The sequence below is a fragment of the Variovorax sp. GW821-FHT09A10 genome, from assembly GCF_059418385.1.
Genome location: NZ_JBWKPT010000001.1, coordinates 1,122,517 through 1,142,325, shown reverse-complemented (window position 1 = coordinate 1,142,325; position 19,809 = coordinate 1,122,517). Strand labels below are relative to the sequence as shown.

The following is a 19,809-nucleotide window of genomic DNA, read 5'->3' as shown; positions in this document are numbered from 1 at the left end:
TACAGTGCATTGTTCAAAGCAATGACCTGCACGAAATGAATTCCATGGACCTGAACCTGCTGGCCGCACTCGACGCCCTGTTGAGCACCGGCAGCGTGAGCGCGGCCGCCGAGCGCATGCACCTGAGCGCGCCGGCCATGAGCCACACGCTCGCGCGCATCCGCGAGGCGCTGGGCGATCCGATCCTCGTGCGGGCCGGCCGCAAGCTGGTGCCGACGCCGCGTGCGGTGGCGTTGCGCGATCCGGTGCGCCGCCTGATCGCCGACGCGCGCCTGCTGATGCAGCCCGACGGCGGTGTGCCGCTGGCGCGTGTGACGCGCGAGTTCACGGTGCGCGCGCCCGAAGGCATGGGCATCGTCTACGGCGCCACCTTGCTGGCCGCGCTGCGGCGCGACATGCCGTTGGCGCGCCTGCGCTTCGTGCCGGAAAGCGACAGCGATGCGATGGCCTTGCGTGAAGGGCGCATCGACCTCGATGTGGGCACGCTGCCTGACAAGGGGCCGGAGGTGCGCAGCGAGTTGCTGTACGCGCAACGCATCGTCGGCGTGGTCGGGGCGGGGCATGAACTGCTCAAGGCGCGCGTCACGCCCAAGCGCCTGGCGGCCCAGCAGCATGTGGCGGTCACGCGGCGCGCCAGGTCCGTCGAGCCCCTCGACAGCCTGCTCGCGGCACAAGGTTGTGCGCGGCAGATCGCATTGACCGTGCCCAGCGCCTATGGTGCGCTGATGGCCGCCGCGCGTTCGTCGCTGGTGGCCTGCGTGCCCGAGCCGCTGGCGCGCACCGTGGCCGCGAGCCTCGGCCTGGCGATGTTCAAGCTGCCGGTGGCCGTGCCGCCCGAGCAGGTGCTGCAGGCCTGGCATCCGCGCGACGAGGTGGACCCGGCGCACCGCTGCCTGCGCGATGCGGTGGCGGCCGTGTCGAAAGACACGCGCTTCGGTCCGCTCACGGGCCGCGATGCGCAGGCCCCGATGCGCGGGCGCGCACTGGCGGCGCACCGTGCGCTGCTTGCAAAGTTGCCATGAATGCTTAAGCAGCGGTTGTGTCGAAGCGGGCATCAAACTTAAATCTTCTCGGTTAACGGGCTTCGCGGCAGGCGTTGCTTGTTCAAAAAAAAGATGCCATAAGGCCCGCGCAGCCTCGAGAGCGACGCTTCCCGCTGGTATGGTCGTGCGCGCAATTCAGCTCCACGCCACCCCGCCCGTTGTCGACGCATTGGGTATTCGATTCACATGCCCCTTCGTCACGACCGCATCTTTCCGCGCTACGCGTTCTACTGTGTGCTGGCCGGCCTGGCCGCGATCTATGTCTTCTGCGCCATGGTGCTGGTGCCGGCCAGGATCTACATCCTTCCGTACCTCATCACGCCGGACTTCGTGCGCTACAAGGGCGCCTTCTTCGTGCTGGTGCTGGCGATCCCGGCCGCGATCTACCTGATCGGCTGGAAGGGCAGCGACTTCTTCGCGTGGCTGCGCACCCCACCGGTGCTGACGCTGACCGCGCACGGCCTGCAGCTGGGCACGCAGACCATCGCTTTTGCCGACGTGACGCGGCTGCGCCATCGCCACAACCGCAACCACCTGCTGCTCACCACGCGCGACGGCCGCACGCTGCGCCTGCGGCTCGACTTGTGGGACGACCCGTACGCACTCGTCGCAGAAGTCGAAGAGGCCGTGGGCGAGGTGCTGCGGCACGACGTGGAGCGGCGCCTGCATGCGGGCGACACCGTGCCCTTCGGTGCGCTGGCGCTCAATGCCGAAGGGCTGGTGCACAAGGGCCAGCTCATCGCGTGGTCGAGCATCGACACGATCCGCACGCAGTCGGACGCCGAAGCGATGGATGTCGACGAGCACCTGCTCATCGTCGCCAACGGCAAGACCCGCAAGATCGATCGCTCGAAGATCGACAACGAACCGGTGCTGATGGTGTGCCTCATGCAACGCCTGCCGTCGGCCTGACCCTTCTTCTTTTTCTCTTCAATCTCCAAAGTACAGCGACTCAAAAAATGGAAATCTACAGCTCCGCCCGCCAACAGGAAAAAACCCGCCAGGACCGCCCCGTCTTCTACTCCCGCACGCGGCTGATCGCCGGTGCCACGCTCTGGGTGGTGGTCGCGGTCGTGCTCGCCGTGCTGTGCATTCGCGCGCAGGACAAGAACATCGGCATCCTCATCGCGGCGGGCTTCGGCCTGCTGGCCGCGTGGCTGGCGGTCAAGTGCATCCGCACGCTGGCCAACATCGGCACGCCGGCCTTCGTCATCGGCCACCAGGGCCTGACCTTCGAGAACGGCCTGCTGCTGCCGTGGCCCAACATCGTCGAGAACATCTGGGTCAACCAGGACTACATGGGCATTCCCATCGGCAAGCAGATCCAGATCAGGACCGACCTGCCCAAGCCGAAGGCGCGCGTGCTGCGCCGCGCGACCGCGCTGGAGATTTCGGGCGACGAGTACCTCGCGCTGTGCGACGCCTACCGCTGAGCCGCAGGGGCTGAAAGCCCCTTGGCAGCGGGGCGTCAAGAAAGGGTTCGATAGACTGCAGGGGTGACATCCTCTTCAGAGCCTCCCAGTAGGTCGCTGGCCTGCGCCAGCTTTCGCCTGCACCGCTGCGTTGCGATCAACATACTCGCAGCGCACGTCCTCCCCGTCTTTTCACCGTCGCCCGACATGGCCCGCGCCATGCCGGGCCGCACCCGTTGCCCGCGCGCTTTCCATGATTGAACTCCTCACCGACCCGACCGCCTGGATCGGCCTTCTGACGCTGGTCGTCCTGGAGATCGTGCTGGGCATCGACAACCTGATCTTCATCGCGATCCTCGCGGAGAAGCTGCCGCCGCACCAGCGCGACCGCGCGCGGCGGATCGGCCTGGGCCTGGCGCTCTTCATGCGGCTGGCGCTGCTGTCGATCGTCTCGTGGCTGGTCACGCTGACCACGCCGCTGTTCAGCGTGTTCGGCCAGGGCTTCTCGGGCCGCGACCTGATCCTGCTGCTGGGCGGCCTGTTCCTGCTGTTCAAGGCCACTTCCGAACTGCACGAGCGGCTGGAAGGCGTGACGCACACGGCCGGCGGCTCGACCGTGTATGCGGGCTTCGCGCTGGTGGTCACGCAGATCGTGGTGCTCGACGCCGTGTTCTCGCTCGACGCGGTGATCACCGCCGTGGGCATGGTGGAGCACCTGCCGGTGATGATGGCGGCCGTCGTCATTTCCATCGGCATCATGCTGTGGGCGTCGAAGCCGCTCACGCGTTTCGTCAACGCGCACCCGACGGTGGTGGTGCTGTGCCTGAGCTTCCTGCTGATGATCGGCCTGAGCCTGGTGGCCGAGGGCCTGGGCTTCCATATTCCGAAGGGCTACCTGTACGGCGCCATCGGCTTCTCCGTGATGATCGAGGCGCTGAACCAGTGGGCCAAGCGCAACGCGCTGCGGCACGAGGCGCGCCGGCCGCTGCGCGACCGCACGGCCGAATCCATCCTCCGGCTGCTCGGCGGCCGGGCGCCCGGTGAACCGGTGCCGGCGGGCGGCGCGCCCGACGCGGCGCTGGCGGTGCAGCCGGCCTTCGCCGTGGCGGAGCGCAACATGGTCAGCGGCGTGCTGTCGCTGGCTGAGCGCAACGTGCGCTCGGTGATGACGCCGCGCACCGACATCTCGTGGGTCGACCTGAACGACGAACCCGACGCGGTGCGCGAGCAGCTGCTCGACACGCCGCACGGCATCTTTCCCGTGTGCCGCGGCTCGCTGGACGACGTGGTGGGCGTGGCCCGCGCGAAGGACCTGCTGGGCCACCTGCTGCGCGACGGAAAGATCGACGAGCGCGGCGGCCTGCGCACGCCGATCTACGTGCCCGAATCGACCACCGTGATCAAGCTCATCGACACGCTGCGCGGCGCGCGCGGGCAGCTCGCGCTGGTCAACGACGAGCATGGCACGCTGACCGGCGTGGTCACGCCCATCGACGTGCTGGAGGCGATCGCCGGCGAGTTCCCCGACGAGGACGAGACCCTGGAGATCCTGCAGACCGCATCCGATGCGTGGACCGTGTCGGGCAGCGCGGACCTGCACCTGCTCGAACAGGCGCTGCAGACCCATGGCCTCGTGAGCGACGACGACAGCTACACCTCGGTGGCGGGCTTCCTGCTGGTGCGCTTCGGTGGTCTGCCGCCCGCGAAGGCGACGTGGGTGCACGACGGGTACGAGTTCGTGGTGACCGAGGTCGATGCACAGCGCATCCGGACCGTGGCGGTGCGCCGGCTGCCGCCGCCGGAAGCCGAGGCCTGAACACGACGACGCGACGCGGGCCGGCCGATTTGTTAGGCTGGCGCCCCGTCGTCGTCACCTTCATTCCACGCGCATGAACGCCTCTCACCGCCGGCCGGTTCCGCTGGCCAAGGCCTACCGCCTGCTGAACCACGGCCCGACCGTCCTCGTGAGCGCCGCGCACGACGGCCGGCGCAACATCATGGCCGCGGCCTGGGCCATGCCGCTGGACTTCGATCCGCCCAAGGTGGCGGTCGTGCTCGACAAGAGCACCTGGACGCGCGTGCTGCTCGAAGGCGCGGGCACCTTCGCACTGCAGGTGCCCACGCGTGCGCAACTCGACCTGACCGAGGCGCTGGGCAACAGCTCGGGCCGCGAGATCGCCGAGCGCGACGGCAGCGACAAGTTCGCCGCCTATGGCCTCTCGACCTTCGCGGGCGAGGCCACCGGCGTGCCGCTGCTCGAGGGCTGCGCGGCCTGGCTCGAATGCCGGCTGCTGCCCGAGCCGCCGATCCAGCAGCGCTACGACCTGTTCCTGGGCGAGGTGATCGCGGCGCAGGCCGACGCGCGCGTGTTCTCCGAAGGCCGCTGGCATTTCGAAGGCCACGACGAACTGCGCACGCTGCACCACGTGGCGGGCGGGCACTTCATCGTCGATGGTGAGGCGGTCGATGCGAAGGCGCTGCCGCGCGTGACACCGTAGCCTGCATGCCGGACCTGAACCCAGTCATCACCGTCGTCGGCTACAGCCTCATGGGCCTGCTGGCGGCCATGATGGGCTCGCTGGGCCTGGCGGCGCTGTGGACCTGGCGCGACTGGCCCGGGGCCGACCGCCTGACCGGCCTGGCCGCGCGGCTCGCGATCCTCACGTGGATGGTGGGTGGCGTGATGCTGATCCTCGGCGGGCTGGCGATGGCCGGCCTGGCGACCTGGGTCATCTTCTGGGCGGCCAAGCCGCTGCCGGGCACGCTGCTAGGCATCGCGGGCTACGTGGCCTCGCGGGCCGTGCTCGTGGTCATGGCGGTGCTGCTGGTGCGCAAGGGCGGGCTGGTCCTTGCCGCCTGGTGGGGCGCGCGAGGCGAAGGCACCGGGACGACACCCGACAAGCCGTAGCTGTTCAAGCCGCGGCCGGGTGCGGCACCTCGACCGGGAGCGCGCCGAGCCAGTGCGACAGCGGCGCCAGCACCACCTCGCCGGCACCGTCGGCATCCCGCACCGGAAACACCAGGTCGCGCAGCACCGCGTACTCGCGCAGCCGCGCGGGGCCGATCGGGTCGCCCGGCGTCAGGCCGGCGGAGGGGTGGCACATGAGCACGTCGCCCGTCTCGCTCGCCGCGATCCATGCGGTGAGGCGCTGCCGGTGGTCTTCCATGTCGCCCTCGAAGTCGTACACGCCGAGCAGGCGGCGGCTCGTGGGAATGCCGTGGCGGCGGGCCAGCGCCGACAGGCCCGCGGCGCCCAGCGCATGGATGAGGCCGGCCTTCAGCCGCTCGGTGCCCCGGCCCGGGCCCGGCGCCGTGTGGCGCAGCCACGGCGGCGACGCGCCGTAGCGCCGCACGATCTCTTCCACCAGCAGCTCGCGCACCATCGGCAGCTGGTGCACGTGGCGGTGCCCGTCGACGAAGGCGGGCGCGCGGTGCATGGCGTCCTCGAAGCGGGTGAACTGGTCGCGGATGTCGGCGCGCAGCCCCGGGGCGAAGGCCGTGCGCGTCCAGGTGCGTGCCACCAGCCCGGTCAGGGCCGGCTCGGGGCCGCCGGAGACCTCGGGCCGCGTGAGGTCCAGGTGCAGGCCGGCGTCGAAGGCGCCGGCGTCGATGCGCAGCAGTGCCCGTGCGCCGGCCAGCCAGGCGCGGCGGCGCACCATGCAGCTGGTGGCCGAGACGATGCCTCGCTCCGCCAGGTCGATGACGGCCGCGTTCACGCCGGCGCTCAGGCCGAAGTCGTCGGCGCAGATGCACAGGCTGCGGGACGGGGCGGTGGGGGTGCGCATGTCAGTCATTGGCGCTGGCCGGGGCCGCCGGCGGGAGGCCCAGGCACTGCGCGTCGCCCGTGGCGCTGCCCGGGAAGCGCCAGGCCGCGACGGCCGGGGTGAAGGCGACCAGCCGGGCCCGCGCGAGCCACGGGTGGGCAAGCTGCGCGTTGCTCGGGCCCACCAGCCAGGTGGTGCGCGGCGTGCACAGCGCGGCGGCCAGCTGCGTGCGGTCGACCAGCAGGTCGGCGGCACGCGCGGGGTCGAAGCGGGCCGCGTCCGCGATCTCCTTGCGCCAGTTGTCGCGCGTGTCGGTGGCGGCGGCTTTCCAGTCGTCCGCGATCCGCACCGGCGTGCGCAGCTTCCAGTAGAACGGGATCTCGTAGAGGTAGCTGTCGAGCATCAGCACCTGGTCGCCGGCCGCCACGGCCTGGCCCTCGGGCAGCCGCAGCATCGTGCCCGGCGGCCGTGCGTAGAGCGCCAGGCCGGCCACGCAGGCGATGCACACGAGGGCCGACGCCAGGGCCGTCGCGCGGACCTTGGGCAGCAGCGTGTCGGGCACGCGGCCCGCGAGCACGCGCTGTGCGATCAGGCAGGCCAGCGGCGGCAGCGCCGGCAGCACGTAGCCGACCAGCTTGGAGCGCGGCAGCGAGAAGAAGCCGACGATGACCACGAGCCAGATCCACATGAGCCAGTCGATGTCGGAGAAACGCGTGCGCGGCGCCGCCGCGTCGCGCCCGCGCGGCACCAGGGCCCAGGCGAACCACGGCAGCGTGAGGGCCGCCAGCACCGGCAGGTAGAACCACATGCCGTGCTCGTTGTTGAAGCCCGAGGAGGCGAAGCGCCGGAAGTGCTGGGTGATCACGAAGTAGTCGAAGAACTCGGGGTACTTCATCTGCATCGCGACGAACCACGGGCCGGCCACCGCGAGCAGGATCGCCCAGCCCGGCAGCCACACGGCCAGGCGCAGCACCACCGCCTTGCGCGTCACCGCGCACCAGGCCAGCAGCACCAGCGCGGGCAGCAGCAGGCCGATGAGCCCCTTGGCCAGCAGCCCCGCCGCCGCCAGCAGGTAGGCGCCCGCCAGCAGGCCGCGCCACGGTTCCTCGCGCTCGCGCGCCAGCACGGCGCCGGCGCCGAACAGCACGGTGCCCGAGATGCAGCCGGCCACCAGCATGTCCAGGTTGGCGAACTGCGCGCCCAGGAAGAAGAAGGGCGTGGTGACCAGCACCACGGTGGACAGCAGCGCCAACCGCACCGTCGACCAGCGGCGCAGGAACAGGAACAGCGCCGACGCCGCGATGCCCGCGCCCAGCACGGACGGCAACCGCGCGGCCCATTCCACCGGCCCGGCCACCGCCATCGCGGCGGCGCCGATCCAGTAGAACAGCGGCGGTTTGTGGAAGAAGGGCAGGCCGTCCAGCCGCGGCACGAGCCAGTCGCCGGAGTGCAGCATGCCCAGCGCGATGCCGACGTAGCGGCCTTCGTCGGGCGCCATCAGCGGCCGGGCCCAGGCCGTGATGAGCAGCCAGGCGAAGATGCCCGCGATGAGCCACAGCGGCTGCGGCGCGGTCCACCAGGCGGGCGTGGTCGTGGTCGTGCGCGGTGTCATGGCTGCCCGGCCCCGAGGCCGGTTCCGCGCTCCTGGCGCACCACGTACAGCGGCCGGCCCTTGGCCTCCTCGTAGATGCGCGCGATGTACTCGCCGACGATGCCGGTCGAGATCATCTGGATGCCGATGAAGAACATCAGGCTCACGACGATGGTGGTCCAGCCGGAGACGTCGTTTCCGAACAAGAGGTGGTCGATGGCCACGAAGATGCCGTACGACAGCGCCGGCACCGCGAACAGCAGGCCGACCACGCTCACCATGCGCAGCGGCCAGGTGGTGAAGGCGGTGAGCCCGTCGATCGCCAGGCTCACGAGCCGACGCGCATTGAAGCTGCTGGCGCCCTGCGCGCGCGGGGCCGGCGTGTAGGGCAGCGCCACGGCGCGGAACCCGACCCACGCGTACAGGCCCTTCATGAAGCGGCTGCGCTCGGGCAGGCTCTTCAGCGCGTCGACCACCTTGCGGTCCATCAGGCGGAAGTCGCCCGCGTCCTTGGGCACCGAGAAGCGGTCCGAGTCGTTCATGAGCCGGTAGAACAGCCGGCTGCCGAGCTGCTTGAAGCGGCTCTCGTCATGGCGCGCCTCGCGCACCGCGTAGACCACCTCGGCGCCGGCGCGCCACTGCGCGAGCATGTCGTGGATGAGTTCGGGCGCGTGCTGCAGGTCGCCGTCGAGCAGCACCACCGCATCGCCGCCGGCCGCCATCAGGCCCGCGGTGAGCGCGGCCTCCTTGCCGAAGTTGCGCGACAGCGAAATGCAGCGAAAGCCCGACAGGTCGCACCAGGCCTCGGCCACGGCGGCGGTGTCGTCGGTGCTGCCGTCGTCGACCACGATGATCTCCCAGTGCATCCGCGTGGCCCACAGCACGTCTTCGAGCAGCGGCAGCAGGTGGCGCAGGTTGGCGCCCTCGTTGAAGCAGGGGATCACGCACGAGAGGCTGCGCGCGCCGGGCGGCGGCGTGTCGGGGTCGACGCTCCGCGGCGAGGGGGCGGCCGTGGCCGTGGCATCGGTGTCCGGGTGCAGGGTCGAGCTGGCGGTCATGAGGGTCTCCAGGCGGAAGCTGTCGCACGGGTGGCGGCGCGCACGGCCGCGCGGTGGGCCAGCCACTGCGCGGTGCCCAGCGCAGCGACGAGGGTGGCGGCCAGCAGCAGGCCGGCCGCGATGTCGAACGGGAAATGAACCCCGGTGTAGACGCGGCCCCAGCCGGTCGCGGCGGCCAGCAGGAACAGCGGCACGCCGATCGCGCGCAGGCCGGTGCGCGCCAGGAAGGCCAGCGCGACCGTGAACATCACGCTGGCATGCGTGCTCGGCAGCGAGCCGTTGACCGCGTGCGTGATGTAGGCCGGCACCAGCCCCTGCGCGAAGGGACGCGGCACGTTCAGCCGCAGCGCGATGGCGTGCGACAGCATCGAGGCCAGCCCGGCCAGCAGCGCGACCGCGACCAGGTAGGCGCGGTCGTCGGGCCGGCGCCACAGCGCGGCAAGCGCCACGGCGGCGCACAGCCAGCTGCCGCCCAGCGCCAGTGTGCGGGCGCACATCAGCACCCACGGCGTGGGTTGCGCGCCGGCGGCGAGCCATTGCAGCAGGGCGAGGTTCAGCGCGTGCAAGGCGGCACCTCGCTCGGCATACGGCCAACGGTGGACGCAGGGCGATGCGCGCACGAAGAGAAAGCGGACATGGTCGGACCTTTCGACAAAGACGAGGGGGCGCTGGCCGCGCGCAGGGCGCAGCACAGCCGCTCGGCGCGCGAGGCGCCGTTTCTCAGGTCGCGAAGGGCGGGGCGGCGGGGGGAGGCAGGCGCCGCCAGGGGGCGGACGGTGGTGGCGCCCCGGCATGCCACGGCACGGGCTCGGGTGTTCTGCGGCCGGCCGGCTCCGCCCGTCGCATCAGCACCACGGCCAGCGGCAGCAGCGCCAGCAGCAGGGCCAGCAGCGTGTCCAGCCCCAGGTTCAATGTGTCAGGAAGATGAATGCCCGCAGGACCCTGGGCGAACACCGTGGTCTCGCGGTCGAACGGGTGGTCCGCGCGGTCGTCGGCTTCGAACTGCGTCGTCTCGCCGACGCCGCGCAGCCGCAGCATCGGTTCGTCCTCGATCCCGTCGCAGTTGAAATGCACGGCGATGAAGGGCTGCAGCACGCTCAGCAACAGGGCCGCGAACCACCACGCCCGGCGATGGGCATGAGCGAGACGGCGGATGCGTGCGAGCAGCATGCGCGAATGCTAGGAGCCTCGCATGAACAGAACCTGATCGTGCAGGTCAGCGTCCCGCAAGGTAGCGGGGGTGCGCGGAAGGCACGGGGCAGGCCGGCGCTACCGGGCCGGCGCCGCGCTCACAGCAGGAACGGGATGAAGCGCCGCGTGCCGCGCATGTAGTCGCGGTAGGCGTCGCCGAAGTGCGCGAGGCATTCCTTTTCGTCGCGCAGCGCCGTGAGGAACAGGAACAGCGTGGCCGCGAGCACCAGCGCCAGCGTGAGCCAGGTGAACTGCTTGAGGAACGCGCCCCAGGCCAGCAGCATCAGCGCCGTGTACATCGGGTGGCGGATGTAGCGGAAGGCGCCGGTGGTCACCAGCGCCGAGGTCTTTTCAAAGCCGTACAGGGCCGGGTCGTCGCTGCGCGCTTCGCTCGGCTTGCCGTGTGCCTTGAGCAATCGCACCGCGTGGATCGGCAGCCAGATCGACAGCGCCAGCAGCACGCACGAGAGCAGCTGCGTGAACGAGAGCGGATCGACATGCCACACCGGCAGGTTCAGCACGATCAGCACCAGCATGCATTCCCACGCGAAGAAGCGGAAGAAGCCGTGCGAGCCGGGCTGGCTGAGCGGGCCGCGCGACACGTACAGCAGCGCGACCGTGCCGGCGACGAAAAGAAAGAGCTGGAACCAGAGGAGCATGGCGGCCGAATTTACACGGCCCCGCGCGGTTCGTGTGGCTCAGCCGGAGATCGAAAACCCGCCGTCGACCGGGATGGCGGTGCCGGTCACGTAGTCGGAGGCGGCGCTCGCCAGGAACACGGCGGTGCCTGCGATGTCCGAGGGCTGGCCCCAGCGGCCGGCCGCGGCGCGCGCCTTCACGCGCTCGTACAGGCCCGGGATCTGGTTGCGTGCACCGTCGGTCAGCTCGGTCTCGAACCAGCCCGGAAGGATCGCGTTGACCTGGATCTGGTCGGCCGCCCACGAGAGCGCGGTCGACTTGGTGAGCTGCACGATGCCGGCCTTGCTCGCGGCGTAGGCCGGGGCGTAGGGCGCGCCGAAGATCGACATCATCGAGCCGATGTTGATGATCTTGCCGCCGCCCGCGGCCTTGAGGTGCGGGTGTGCGGCGCGGCTGCACAGGAAGGCGCTGGTGAGGTTGGTGTCCATCACCTGGTGCCACTCGGCCAGCGCGAGCTGGTCGACTGGCTTGCGCACCGTGGTGCCGGCGTTGTTGATGAGGATGTCGAGCCGGCCGCAGCGCGCGGCGACCTCGTCGAAGGCCTGCTGCACCGAGGCTTCGTCGGTCACGTCGAGTGCGAGCGCGAAGCTGTCGCTGCCCAATGCCTTCAGCGATTCGACCGCGGCGGCCGACTTCTGTGCATTGCGCGCCGCGACGATGACGCGGGCGCCGGCCTTGGCGAGGCCCTGCGCCATGCCGAGGCCGATGCCGCCGTTGCCGCCGGTGACGAGTGCGACTTTTCCTGTGAGATCGAACATCAAGGGGTTGCTGGTTTCTTGGAGACGAGCGTCAGGATATCGTAGCTCGCGACCAGTTCGCCGAGCTGGTTGGTCACCTCCACGTCCCAGGCCACCACGCCCTGGCCCTGGCCGCTCGCGTCCTTCTTGTTGCGGTCGATCTTGCGCTTGCAGGTCAGGCGCGCCTGGATGGTGTCGCCGATGCCCACGGGCTTGACGAAGCGCAGCGTGTCCAGGCCGTAGTTGGCCAGCACCGGGCCGGGCGAGGGCGACACGAACAGGCCCGCGGCCGCCGACAGCACGAAATAGCCGTGCGCGATGCGCTTGCCGAAGGGCGAGGCCTTGGCCGCCTCTTCGTCGAAGTGCATGTAGAAGTAGTCGCCCGAGATGCCGCCGAAGGCGACGATGTCGGCTTCGCCCACGGTGCGGCGGTGCGTGAGCAGCGAGTCGCCGATGCGCAGTTCCTCGAAGTAGCGGCGGAAGGGGTGCACCTCGCTCTCGCGCAGCGCGGCGCCGCGCACGTGCTCGCCGGTCACGGCCGCGAGCATGGTGGGCGAGCCCTGCAGCGCGGCACGCTGCAGGTAGTGCTTCACGGCACGCAGGCCGCCGAGCTCTTCGCCGCCGCCCGCGCGGCCCGGGCCGCCGTGCTTCAGCACCGGCAGCGGCGAGCCGTGGCCGGTCGATTCGGCGGCGGCCTCGCGGTCGAGCACCAGCAGGCGGCCGTGCCACGCGGCAGCCACCGGAATGGCCTTGGCCGCAATGGCCGGGTCGCGCGTGACCAGCGTGCCCACGAGGCTGCCCTTGCCGCGCGCGGCCAGTGCCAGCGCTTCGTCGATGCCGTCGTAGGGCATGAGCGTGCTGACGGGGCCGAAGGCCTCGACGTCGTGCGCCGCGTCGTGTTCGAGCGGCTTGCGGCTCAGGAGCAGCGTGGGCGCGAAGAACGCGCCTTCGCTCACGCCGTCGCCCACCGGCGAGAAGCCGTCGCGCGCGCCGTACACCAGCTCCGCGCCCTGCAGCAGCGTGGCGACGCGCTCGGCCACGTCGGCCTGCTGGTCGCGCGAGGCGAGGGCGCCCATGCGCACGTCTTCGCGCGACGGATCGCCGATGACGGTCTTGGCCAGGCGGGCGCGCAGCTTCTCGGCCACCGCATCGAGGTGCTGGCGCGGCACGATCGCGCGGCGGATGGCGGTGCACTTCTGGCCGGCCTTGATGGTCATCTCGCGCGCCACTTCCTTCACGAAGAGATCGAACTCCTCGTCGTCGGGCGTCACGTCGGGCGCGAGGATCGCGCAGTTCAGCGAGTCGGCCTCGGCATTGAACGGGATCGACTGGCGCACCAGGTTCGCGTTCACGCGCAGCTTGGCGGCGGTGTCGGCCGAGCCGGTGAAGGTGACGACGTCGGGGCCTTCGAGGCGGTCGAGCAGGTCGCCCGTGCTGCCGATCACCAACTGCAGGCTGCCTTCGGGCAGGATGCCCGACTGCACGATGAGCTTCATCAGCGCCTCGGTGAGGTAGCTGGTGGCCGTGGCCGGCTTGCCGATGCAGGGCATGCCCGCCAGGAAGCTGGGCGCGAACTTCTCGAGCAGGCCCCACACCGGGAAGTTGAAGGCGTTGATGTGCACCGCCACGCCGCCGCGCGGCACCAGGATGTGCGTGCCCGCGAAGCCGCCCTTCTTGCCGAGCGGGAAGGCCGGGCCTTCGTGCACGAGGTTGCCCGAGGGCAGCTCGTTGGTGCCGATGCTGGCGTAGGCGCTCAGCGTGCCGGCGCCGCCTTCGATGTCGATCCAGCCGTCGGCGCGCGTGGCGCCCGTGTGGGCCGACACGGCATACAGCGCTTCCTTGTTCGCGGCCAGGTACTTGGCCAGCGCCTTCAGGCGTTCGGCGCGCTGCTGGAAGTCGAGCTTCATGAGCGCGGGGATGCCGACGCGGCGCGCGTGCGCCAGTGCTTCGGCGAAGTCGATGGCCTCGGCGTGCGTGCTCGCCACGGCCTGGCCGTTGACGGCGCTGCGCAGCGATTGCGCGGCTTGCTGGCCGATCCAGCGGCCGGCGATGTAGCTTTGAAGGGTGGTCATGCGGATGTCCTTTCGAGGTGTTGCTCCTTCCCCCGCTGGGGGAAGGTTGGGATGGGGGCCAGCGGCTTTCGTTCGGCGCAGTGCGCCATCAAACGCCGCGTGCCCCCACCCCGACCCTCCCCCGGAAGGGGAGGGAGAAAAACAGGGTCATTTCTTGTTCCCGATGCCCAGGTAGGTATCGATGATTCTTTGGTCGTGCAGCAGATCGCCGGCATTGCCTTCGAGCGCCACCGCGCCCATCTCGAGCACATAGGCGCGGTCGGCCACCTGCAGCGCGGCGCGGGCGTTCTGTTCCACCAGCAGCACCGAGACGCCGTGCTTGCGCAGCTGCGACACCACGCGCAGCACCTCGCGCACCACCAGCGGGGCCAGGCCGAGCGAAGGCTCGTCGAGCATCAGCAGGCGCGGGCGCGCCATGAGCGCGCGGCCGATGGCCAGCATCTGGCGCTCGCCGCCCGAGAGCGTGGAGGCCATCTGCGGACGGCGTTCCTTCAGGCGCGGAAAGATCTCGAAGATCTCGTCCATGCGCGCACGCTGGTCGCGCTGGCCCTTGCGCCACTGGTAGAAGCCGCCGAGCAGCAGGTTGTCTTCGACCGACATTTCGCCGAAGAGCTCGCGCCGCTCGGGCACCAGCGCCACGCCGCGCGCCACCATGGTCTCGACGCCGGGGCGCGCGATGCGCTCGCCGTCGAGCGACAGCTTGCCGCTCGACTGGAGCAGGCCCATGGCCGCGCACAGCAGCGTGGTCTTGCCGGCGCCGTTGGGACCGATCACGGTGACGATCTCGCCTTCGTTCACGTGCAGGCGCACGCTGTGCACCGCCTCGACGGTGCGGTAGGCGACGCAGAAGTCTTCCAGTTGAAGAATGGGGTGGCTCATCGGGCGTCTTCCAGCAGTTCGTCGTCGGCGCCGCCCAGGTAGGCCTCGAGCACGCGCGGGTTGGCCTGCACTTCGGCCGGCGTGCCGGTGGCGATCACGGTGCCGAACTCGAGCACGGTGATGCGATCGGCGAGGTTCATCACGAACTCCATGTCGTGTTCCACCACGAGGATGCCCAGGCCTTCGGCGCGCAGCTGGCCCAGCAGCTCCGAGAGCGCGCGCTTTTCCAGGTGGCGCAGGCCGGCGGCGGGTTCGTCCAGCAGCAGCACCGAGGGCTGGCCGGCGAGCGCGCGCGCGATCTCGACCACGCGCTGCTGCCCCAGCGACAGCGACGCGGCCGGCGTGTCGGCGTGCGCGCCCAGGCCGCAGCGCTCGATCTGCTTGCGGGCCTCGGCCATCAGCGCGGCTTCTTCGGCGCGGTCCAGCCGCAGCATCGCCGCGAGCCAGCCGCGTTTCGCACGCAGGTGCGCACCGAGCGCCACGTTCTCGACCACGCTGCGCTGGCCCAGCAGGCGCACGTGCTGGAAGGTGCGACCCAGGCCGCGCGCCGCGAAGGCGCGCGAGGGGCGACCCGACATGGCATCGCCTTCGAGCCGCACTTGGCCCGAGCTGGGGTCGTCCACGCCCGAGATCATGTTGAAGAAGGTGCTCTTGCCCGCGCCGTTCGGTCCGATCAGCGCGTGGATCTCGCCGGCCTTCAGCGTCATCGAGATGTCGTTGTTGGCGATGAGGCCGCCGAAGCGCTTGCTGACCGCGTCGGCCTGCAACAGCATCGTGCCCGCCGCCGGCAGCACGCGCTGCGCGAGCTGCGCCGCGGGTGCGGCTGCGTTGGCTGCAGGTGCCTTGGCCACCGGCCGCACCCAGCGGCTCACGAGCCGCGCCAGCGTGGGCCACAGGCCATCGGCAAAGCGCTGCAGCACGAACAGCATCAGCAGGCCGAACACCACCACCTCGAAGTTGCCGCTGGTGCCCAGCAGCGCGGGAAGGATGTCCTGCAGCTTCTCCTTCAGCAGCGTGATCAGCGTGGCACCGAGCACCGCGCCCCACAGGTGGCCCGCGCCACCGACCACCGCCATGAACAGCATCTCGATGCCGATGTTCAGGTTGAAGGGCGTGGGGTTCACGAAGCGCTGCATGTGCGCGTAGAGCCAGCCCGACACGGCCGCCAGCAGCGCGGCCAGCACGAACAGCTTGATGCGGTGGCGCGCCGTGTCCACGCCCATCGACTCGGCCATGAGCCGGCCGCCCTTGAGCGCGCGGATGGCGCGGCCTTCGCGCGAGTCGAGCAGGTTGTGCAGCGCCCACAGCGCCAGCAGCAGCACGGCCCAGATCACCACGCCGAGCGCACGCGGCGAGGCCAGCGAGATGCCCGCGATCACCAGCGGCGGCACGCCCGTGATGCCGGTCTGGCCGCCCAGGAACTCCATGTTGCCGAGCAGGAAGTACAGGCTCAGGCCCCAGGCGATGGTGCACAGCGGCAGGTAGTGGCCCGACAGCTTGAGCGTGACCGCGCCGAGCGCCCAGGCCAGCGCGAAGGTCAGCACCAGCCCGAGCAGCAGGCCGAGCCACGGCACCAGCGCCGAACCGGCGAGGCCGCCCAGCCAGCCCGCGGCCGTGGGCGAGGTGCAGATCCACGCGGTGGCATAGGCGCCCATGCCGACGAACGCGGCCTGGCCGAAGGAGGTCATGCCGCCCACGCCGGTCAGCATGACCAGCCCAGCGGCGACCAATGCGTACAGGCCGATGTTGCTGAGCACCGCGACCGTGAAGTCGGGCAGCCAGCCCCAGGCCAGCGCGAGCGCCACGATGCACACCAGCGTGAGGGTGCGCGGCGTGACCAGCGGACGGCCCGCGTGTGCCGTCGTGGCAGAAGAAGTGGTGGGCGACGCGCTCATTCCTCGTCCTCCACATGGTGGCTGCGCAGCGAACGCCACCACAGCACCGGAATGATCAACGTGAACACCAGCACTTCCTTGTAGGCGCTGGCCCAGAACGAAGAAAAGGCCTCCAGCAGGCCGACCAGCAGCGCGCCCGCGAGCGCCAGCGGATAGCTCGCGAGCCCGCCCACGATGGCGGCCACGAAGCCCTTCAGGCCGATGAGAAAACCGGTGTCGTAGTAGACCGTGGTGATCGGTGCGATCAGCAGGCCCGACACCGCGCCGATGAGCGCGGCGAGCGCAAAGCTCAGGTCGCCCGACAGCTCGGTGGGAATGCCCGAGAGCCGCGCGCCCACGCGGTTGATGGCGGTGGCGCGCAGCGCCTTGCCGACCATGGAGCGGCCGAAGAACCAGAACATGGCGATCACCAAGAGCAGCGTGACGCCCACCACCACGAGCGACTGGCCGCTCACGGGGATGCCGCCGATGTCGAAGCGCACGTCCGAGAACGGCGTGGTGCGCGAACCTTCGGCACCGAAGAAGAACAGGCCCAGGCCGACCAGCACGCCGTGCAGCGCGACCGAGACGATCAGCAGCATCAACACCGTGGCGTCGGCCAGCGGGCGGTACGCCAGGCGGTACAGCAGCGGGCCCAGCGGCGCGATCAGCACCAGCGTGGTCACCGCCTGCATCGTCATCGACGTGGGCTTGAGGCCCAGCACCAGCACCGCGGCGATCGCCGGGAAGGCGACGCACCAGGTGAAGGCCGAGCGCCAGTCGATGGTCGCGCCGCGCTTCCAGCGCCACACCTCCACGACGAGCGCCATGACGCCCAGCGCCACCAGCAGCCACAGCGTGGCCGGCGTACGCCCGCCCTGCAGCGCCGCCATCGAGAGCGCACCGAAGGCGACGAACTCGCCCTGCGGAATGAAGATCACGCGCGTGACCGAAAACACCAGCACCAGCGCGAGCGCCATCAGTCCGTAGACCGCGCCGTTCACGATGCCGTCCTGCCCCAGCAACAGGGCAATCTGCAAGTCCATAAAACAACCTTCGGGCGTCGCCCGTGATTCAGATCAGGAACACCGAGGAACCGGCTTTGCCGGGCCTCAGGTGTTGCCCCCGGTAGGGGGTTGGAGAAGCGACACGAAGTGCGCGAAGCCTGGGGGCGAGTTCAGTGCTTCAGGGCTGGAATTTCCAGGCGCCGTTTTCGATCTTGACCATCACGCGGGCACGCTGGTCCAGACCCAGGTGATCGGCCGCCGTCATGTTGAACACGCCGTGCGCGCCCGACACGTCCTTGGTCTGCTCGAGCGCGTCGCGCAGGGCGGCGCGGAACTCGGGCGTGCCCGGCTGGGCCTTCTTCAGCGCGACCGGCACGGCCGAGCTCATCAACAGGCCCGCGTCCCAGGCGTGCGCGCCGAAGGTCGAGACCGTGCCCTTGCCGTAGGCGGCTTCATAGGCGGCGACGTAGGCGAGCGCAGACTTCTTCACCGGGTTGCTGGCGGGCAGCTGGTCGGCCACGAGCACCGGGCCGGCCGGCAGGAAGGTGCCGTCCACGTCCTTGCCGCCCACGCGCAGGAAGTCGGCGTTGGCCACGCCGTGCGTCTGGTACATCTTGCCGGTGTAGCCGCGCTCCTTGAGCGTCTTCTGCGGCAGCGCGGCCGGCGTGCCGGAGCCGGCGACCAGCACCGCGTCGGGCTTGGCCGACATGAGCTTCAGCGCCTGGCCGGTGACCGAGGTGTCGGAGCGCGCATAGCGTTCGTTGGCCACGATCTTGATCTTCTTCAGGTCGGCGGCTTTGGCGAACTCCTGCGACCAGCCTTCGCCGTACGCGTCGGAGAAGCCGATGAATCCGACCGTCTTCACGCCGTTGGCGGCCATGTGCTCGGCGATGGCCAGCGACATCATGATGTCGTTTTGCGGCGTCTTGAACACCCACTTCTTCTTGGCGTCCATCGGCTCGATGATGCGGGCCGAGGCGGCCACCGAGATCATCGGCGTCTGCGCCTCGCTGGCCACGTCGATCATCGCGAGCGAGGCCGGCGTGGTGGTCGAGCCCAGGATCACGTCGACCTTGTTCTCGGCGATCAGCTTGCGCGTGTTGTTCACGGCGGCCGTGGTGTCGGAGGCATCGTCCAGCACGATGTAGTTGATCTTCTGCCCGCCGATCGTCTTGGGCATCAGCGCGATGGTGTTCTTCTCGGGAATGCCGAGCGACGCCGCCGGCCCGGTGGCCGAGATGGTCACGCCGACGTTGACGTCGGCCCAGGCCGAGAGGGCCGTGGCGCACAGGGCGGCGATCAGCAGGGGCTTGAAGAATTTCATGGTTGGTTTGTCTCCGGGTTGAAAGGGGAAAGGCCGAGGGAAAAGCCGTGCGTTCAACGCTCGTCGAAGGACAGCGTGACGCGTTCGGTCAGGGGGTGGGCCTGGCAGGTCAGCACGAATCCCGCGGCCACCTCATTCTTGTCGAGGGCGAAGTTTCTTTCCATGCGGACTTCCCCGTCCACGCACTTCGCGCGGCAGGTGCCGCACACGCCCGAGGTGCACGAGAACGGCACCTCGAGCCCGGCCGCCGACGCCGCATCGAGGATGCTGGGCTGGCCCTCGGTGTAGGTGATCTCGCGCTGCAGGCCGTCGCGCACGATGGTCACGCGCGCCTGCTTGGCGTCGCCCGGCTGCGCCTCGTGCACCACCGCGCCGACCTGGTTGGCCGAAGTGGCCGAGGGCAGCGCGACGCCGAAGCGCTCGATGTGGATGCGGTCTTCGGGCACGCCCGCGGCGAGCAGCGCGGCCTCGGCCTCGTCGTTCATCTGGAACGGGCCGCACACGTACACGTGGTCGATCTGCGCGGCGGGCACCACCGAGGCCAGGAACTCGCCGATCTTCTCGCGGTTCATCACGCCGAAGCCCAGCGGCGAATCGGTGTGCTCGTCGGAGAACACGTGCTGCAGCACGAGCCGCGTCATGTAGCGGTTCTTCAGGTCCTCGATCTCTTCCTTGAACATCGTGGACTGCAGCTGGCGGTTGCCGTAGATCAGCGTGAAGCGGCTCTTCGGCTCGCGCGCCAGCACGGTCTTCATGATCGACAGGATCGGCGTGATGCCGCTGCCGCCGGCGATGCCGACGTGGTGGCGCGCGGTTTCGGGCTCGATGGGCACGAAGAAGCGGCCTTGCGGCGCCATCACCTGCAGGCTGTCGCCGGGTTGCAGGTGGGCGTTGATCCAGTTGGAGAACACGCCGCCGCGCACCTTGCGCACGCCGACGCGCAGCTCGCCGTCGTCGATGCCGGCGCAGATCGAATAGGAACGGCGCAGGTCCTGGCCGTCGATGTCATGGCGCAGCGTGAGGTACTGGCCCTGCGTGAAGCCGAAGACTTGCTGCAGGTCGGCCGGCACCTCGAACGAGACGATGACGGCCTCGTGCGTGTCGGGCTCGATGGCCTTCACGCGCAGGGGGTGGAAGAGGGTGCTCATCGTGGGCGTG

Annotated in this window: 19 protein-coding genes; 6 read left to right on the top strand and 13 right to left on the bottom strand. The window is 70.0% G+C overall.

What is annotated here, in order from left to right:
• Positions 1 to 35 precede the first annotated feature (35 nt).
• The 6 genes from AC07Q9_RS05495 to AC07Q9_RS05470 all read left to right on the top strand — a co-directional run bounded on the left by AC07Q9_RS05495 (position 36) and on the right by AC07Q9_RS05470 (position 5,363).
• Positions 36 to 1,022, top strand: a complete 987-nt coding sequence (locus AC07Q9_RS05495) for a LysR family transcriptional regulator (protein ID WP_495307866.1) — start codon at positions 36 to 38, stop codon at positions 1,020 to 1,022.
• 207 nt (positions 1,023 to 1,229) lie between these two features.
• Positions 1,230 to 1,955: a hypothetical protein gene (locus tag AC07Q9_RS05490; protein WP_495307862.1), complete on the top strand. Its 726-nt coding sequence runs from the start codon at positions 1,230 to 1,232 to the stop codon at positions 1,953 to 1,955.
• Positions 1,956 to 2,002: 47 nt separating this feature from the next.
• Positions 2,003 to 2,476 (top strand): hypothetical protein, encoded by a 474-nt coding sequence (locus AC07Q9_RS05485; RefSeq protein ID WP_492677208.1) that lies wholly within the window; start codon positions 2,003 to 2,005, stop codon positions 2,474 to 2,476.
• 235 nt (positions 2,477 to 2,711) lie between these two features.
• Entirely contained in the window at positions 2,712 to 4,271 is a 1,560-nt protein-coding gene (locus AC07Q9_RS05480) for a TerC family protein (protein ID WP_495308227.1), read from the top strand.
• 73 nt (positions 4,272 to 4,344) lie between these two features.
• Positions 4,345 to 4,953 carry a flavin reductase family protein gene (locus AC07Q9_RS05475; protein ID WP_489059893.1) on the top strand — a complete coding sequence of 203 codons (609 nt, stop codon included), beginning with the start codon at positions 4,345 to 4,347 and terminating at the stop codon, positions 4,951 to 4,953.
• 5 nt (positions 4,954 to 4,958) lie between these two features.
• Positions 4,959 to 5,363 (top strand): hypothetical protein, encoded by a 405-nt coding sequence (locus AC07Q9_RS05470; RefSeq protein ID WP_495307859.1) that lies wholly within the window; start codon positions 4,959 to 4,961, stop codon positions 5,361 to 5,363.
• A 4-nt stretch (positions 5,364 to 5,367) separates the two neighbouring features.
• Here the strand turns inward: AC07Q9_RS05470 and AC07Q9_RS05465 are convergent, their stop codons facing one another.
• The 13 genes from AC07Q9_RS05465 to paaE form a co-directional block, all read right to left on the bottom strand.
• Positions 5,368 to 6,240, bottom strand: coding sequence for a ChbG/HpnK family deacetylase (locus AC07Q9_RS05465; RefSeq protein ID WP_495307857.1), 873 nt, complete (start codon positions 6,238 to 6,240; stop codon positions 5,368 to 5,370).
• A gap of 1 nt (position 6,241) precedes the next feature.
• Positions 6,242 to 7,831, bottom strand: a complete 1,590-nt coding sequence (locus AC07Q9_RS05460) for an ArnT family glycosyltransferase (RefSeq protein ID WP_492677211.1) — start codon at positions 7,829 to 7,831, stop codon at positions 6,242 to 6,244.
• Positions 7,828 to 8,868: a glycosyltransferase family 2 protein gene (locus AC07Q9_RS05455; RefSeq protein ID WP_495307854.1), complete on the bottom strand. Its 1,041-nt coding sequence runs from the start codon at positions 8,866 to 8,868 to the stop codon at positions 7,828 to 7,830. Before AC07Q9_RS05455 ends, AC07Q9_RS05460 begins: the two co-directional genes overlap by 4 nt.
• Positions 8,865 to 9,434 carry a phosphatase PAP2 family protein gene (locus AC07Q9_RS05450; protein ID WP_495307851.1) on the bottom strand — a complete coding sequence of 190 codons (570 nt, stop codon included), beginning with the start codon at positions 9,432 to 9,434 and terminating at the stop codon, positions 8,865 to 8,867. Before AC07Q9_RS05450 ends, AC07Q9_RS05455 begins: the two co-directional genes overlap by 4 nt.
• Before the next feature lie 154 nt (positions 9,435 to 9,588).
• Positions 9,589 to 10,038, bottom strand: coding sequence for a hypothetical protein (locus AC07Q9_RS05445; protein ID WP_495307850.1), 450 nt, complete (start codon positions 10,036 to 10,038; stop codon positions 9,589 to 9,591).
• A 119-nt stretch (positions 10,039 to 10,157) separates the two neighbouring features.
• The gene (locus AC07Q9_RS05440) at positions 10,158 to 10,718 is read right to left on the bottom strand and encodes a methyltransferase family protein (protein WP_495307848.1); all 561 of its coding nucleotides are present in this window, start codon (positions 10,716 to 10,718) and stop codon (positions 10,158 to 10,160) included.
• Positions 10,719 to 10,757: 39 nt separating this feature from the next.
• Positions 10,758 to 11,516: an SDR family NAD(P)-dependent oxidoreductase gene (locus AC07Q9_RS05435; RefSeq protein ID WP_495307845.1), complete on the bottom strand. Its 759-nt coding sequence runs from the start codon at positions 11,514 to 11,516 to the stop codon at positions 10,758 to 10,760.
• Positions 11,516 to 13,567 (bottom strand): phenylacetic acid degradation bifunctional protein PaaZ, encoded by a 2,052-nt coding sequence (gene paaZ / locus AC07Q9_RS05430; protein ID WP_495307842.1) that lies wholly within the window; start codon positions 13,565 to 13,567, stop codon positions 11,516 to 11,518. The genes AC07Q9_RS05435 and paaZ overlap by 1 nt, the downstream gene beginning before the upstream one ends.
• Before the next feature lie 147 nt (positions 13,568 to 13,714).
• Positions 13,715 to 14,446 (bottom strand): ABC transporter ATP-binding protein, encoded by a 732-nt coding sequence (locus AC07Q9_RS05425; protein ID WP_095743875.1) that lies wholly within the window; start codon positions 14,444 to 14,446, stop codon positions 13,715 to 13,717.
• Complete coding sequence (locus AC07Q9_RS05420) at positions 14,443 to 16,341, bottom strand: branched-chain amino acid ABC transporter ATP-binding protein/permease (protein ID WP_495307839.1); 1,899 nt, start codon at positions 16,339 to 16,341, stop codon at positions 14,443 to 14,445. The genes AC07Q9_RS05425 and AC07Q9_RS05420 overlap by 4 nt, the downstream gene beginning before the upstream one ends.
• Complete coding sequence (locus AC07Q9_RS05415) at positions 16,338 to 17,366, bottom strand: branched-chain amino acid ABC transporter permease (protein ID WP_495307837.1); 1,029 nt, start codon at positions 17,364 to 17,366, stop codon at positions 16,338 to 16,340. Before AC07Q9_RS05415 ends, AC07Q9_RS05420 begins: the two co-directional genes overlap by 4 nt.
• 139 nt (positions 17,367 to 17,505) lie before the next feature.
• Entirely contained in the window at positions 17,506 to 18,651 is a 1,146-nt protein-coding gene (locus AC07Q9_RS05410; RefSeq protein ID WP_070063655.1) for an ABC transporter substrate-binding protein, read from the bottom strand.
• A 53-nt stretch (positions 18,652 to 18,704) separates the two neighbouring features.
• The gene (gene paaE, locus AC07Q9_RS05405) at positions 18,705 to 19,799 is read right to left on the bottom strand and encodes a 1,2-phenylacetyl-CoA epoxidase subunit PaaE (RefSeq protein ID WP_495307835.1); all 1,095 of its coding nucleotides are present in this window, start codon (positions 19,797 to 19,799) and stop codon (positions 18,705 to 18,707) included.
• Positions 19,800 to 19,809 lie beyond the last annotated feature (10 nt).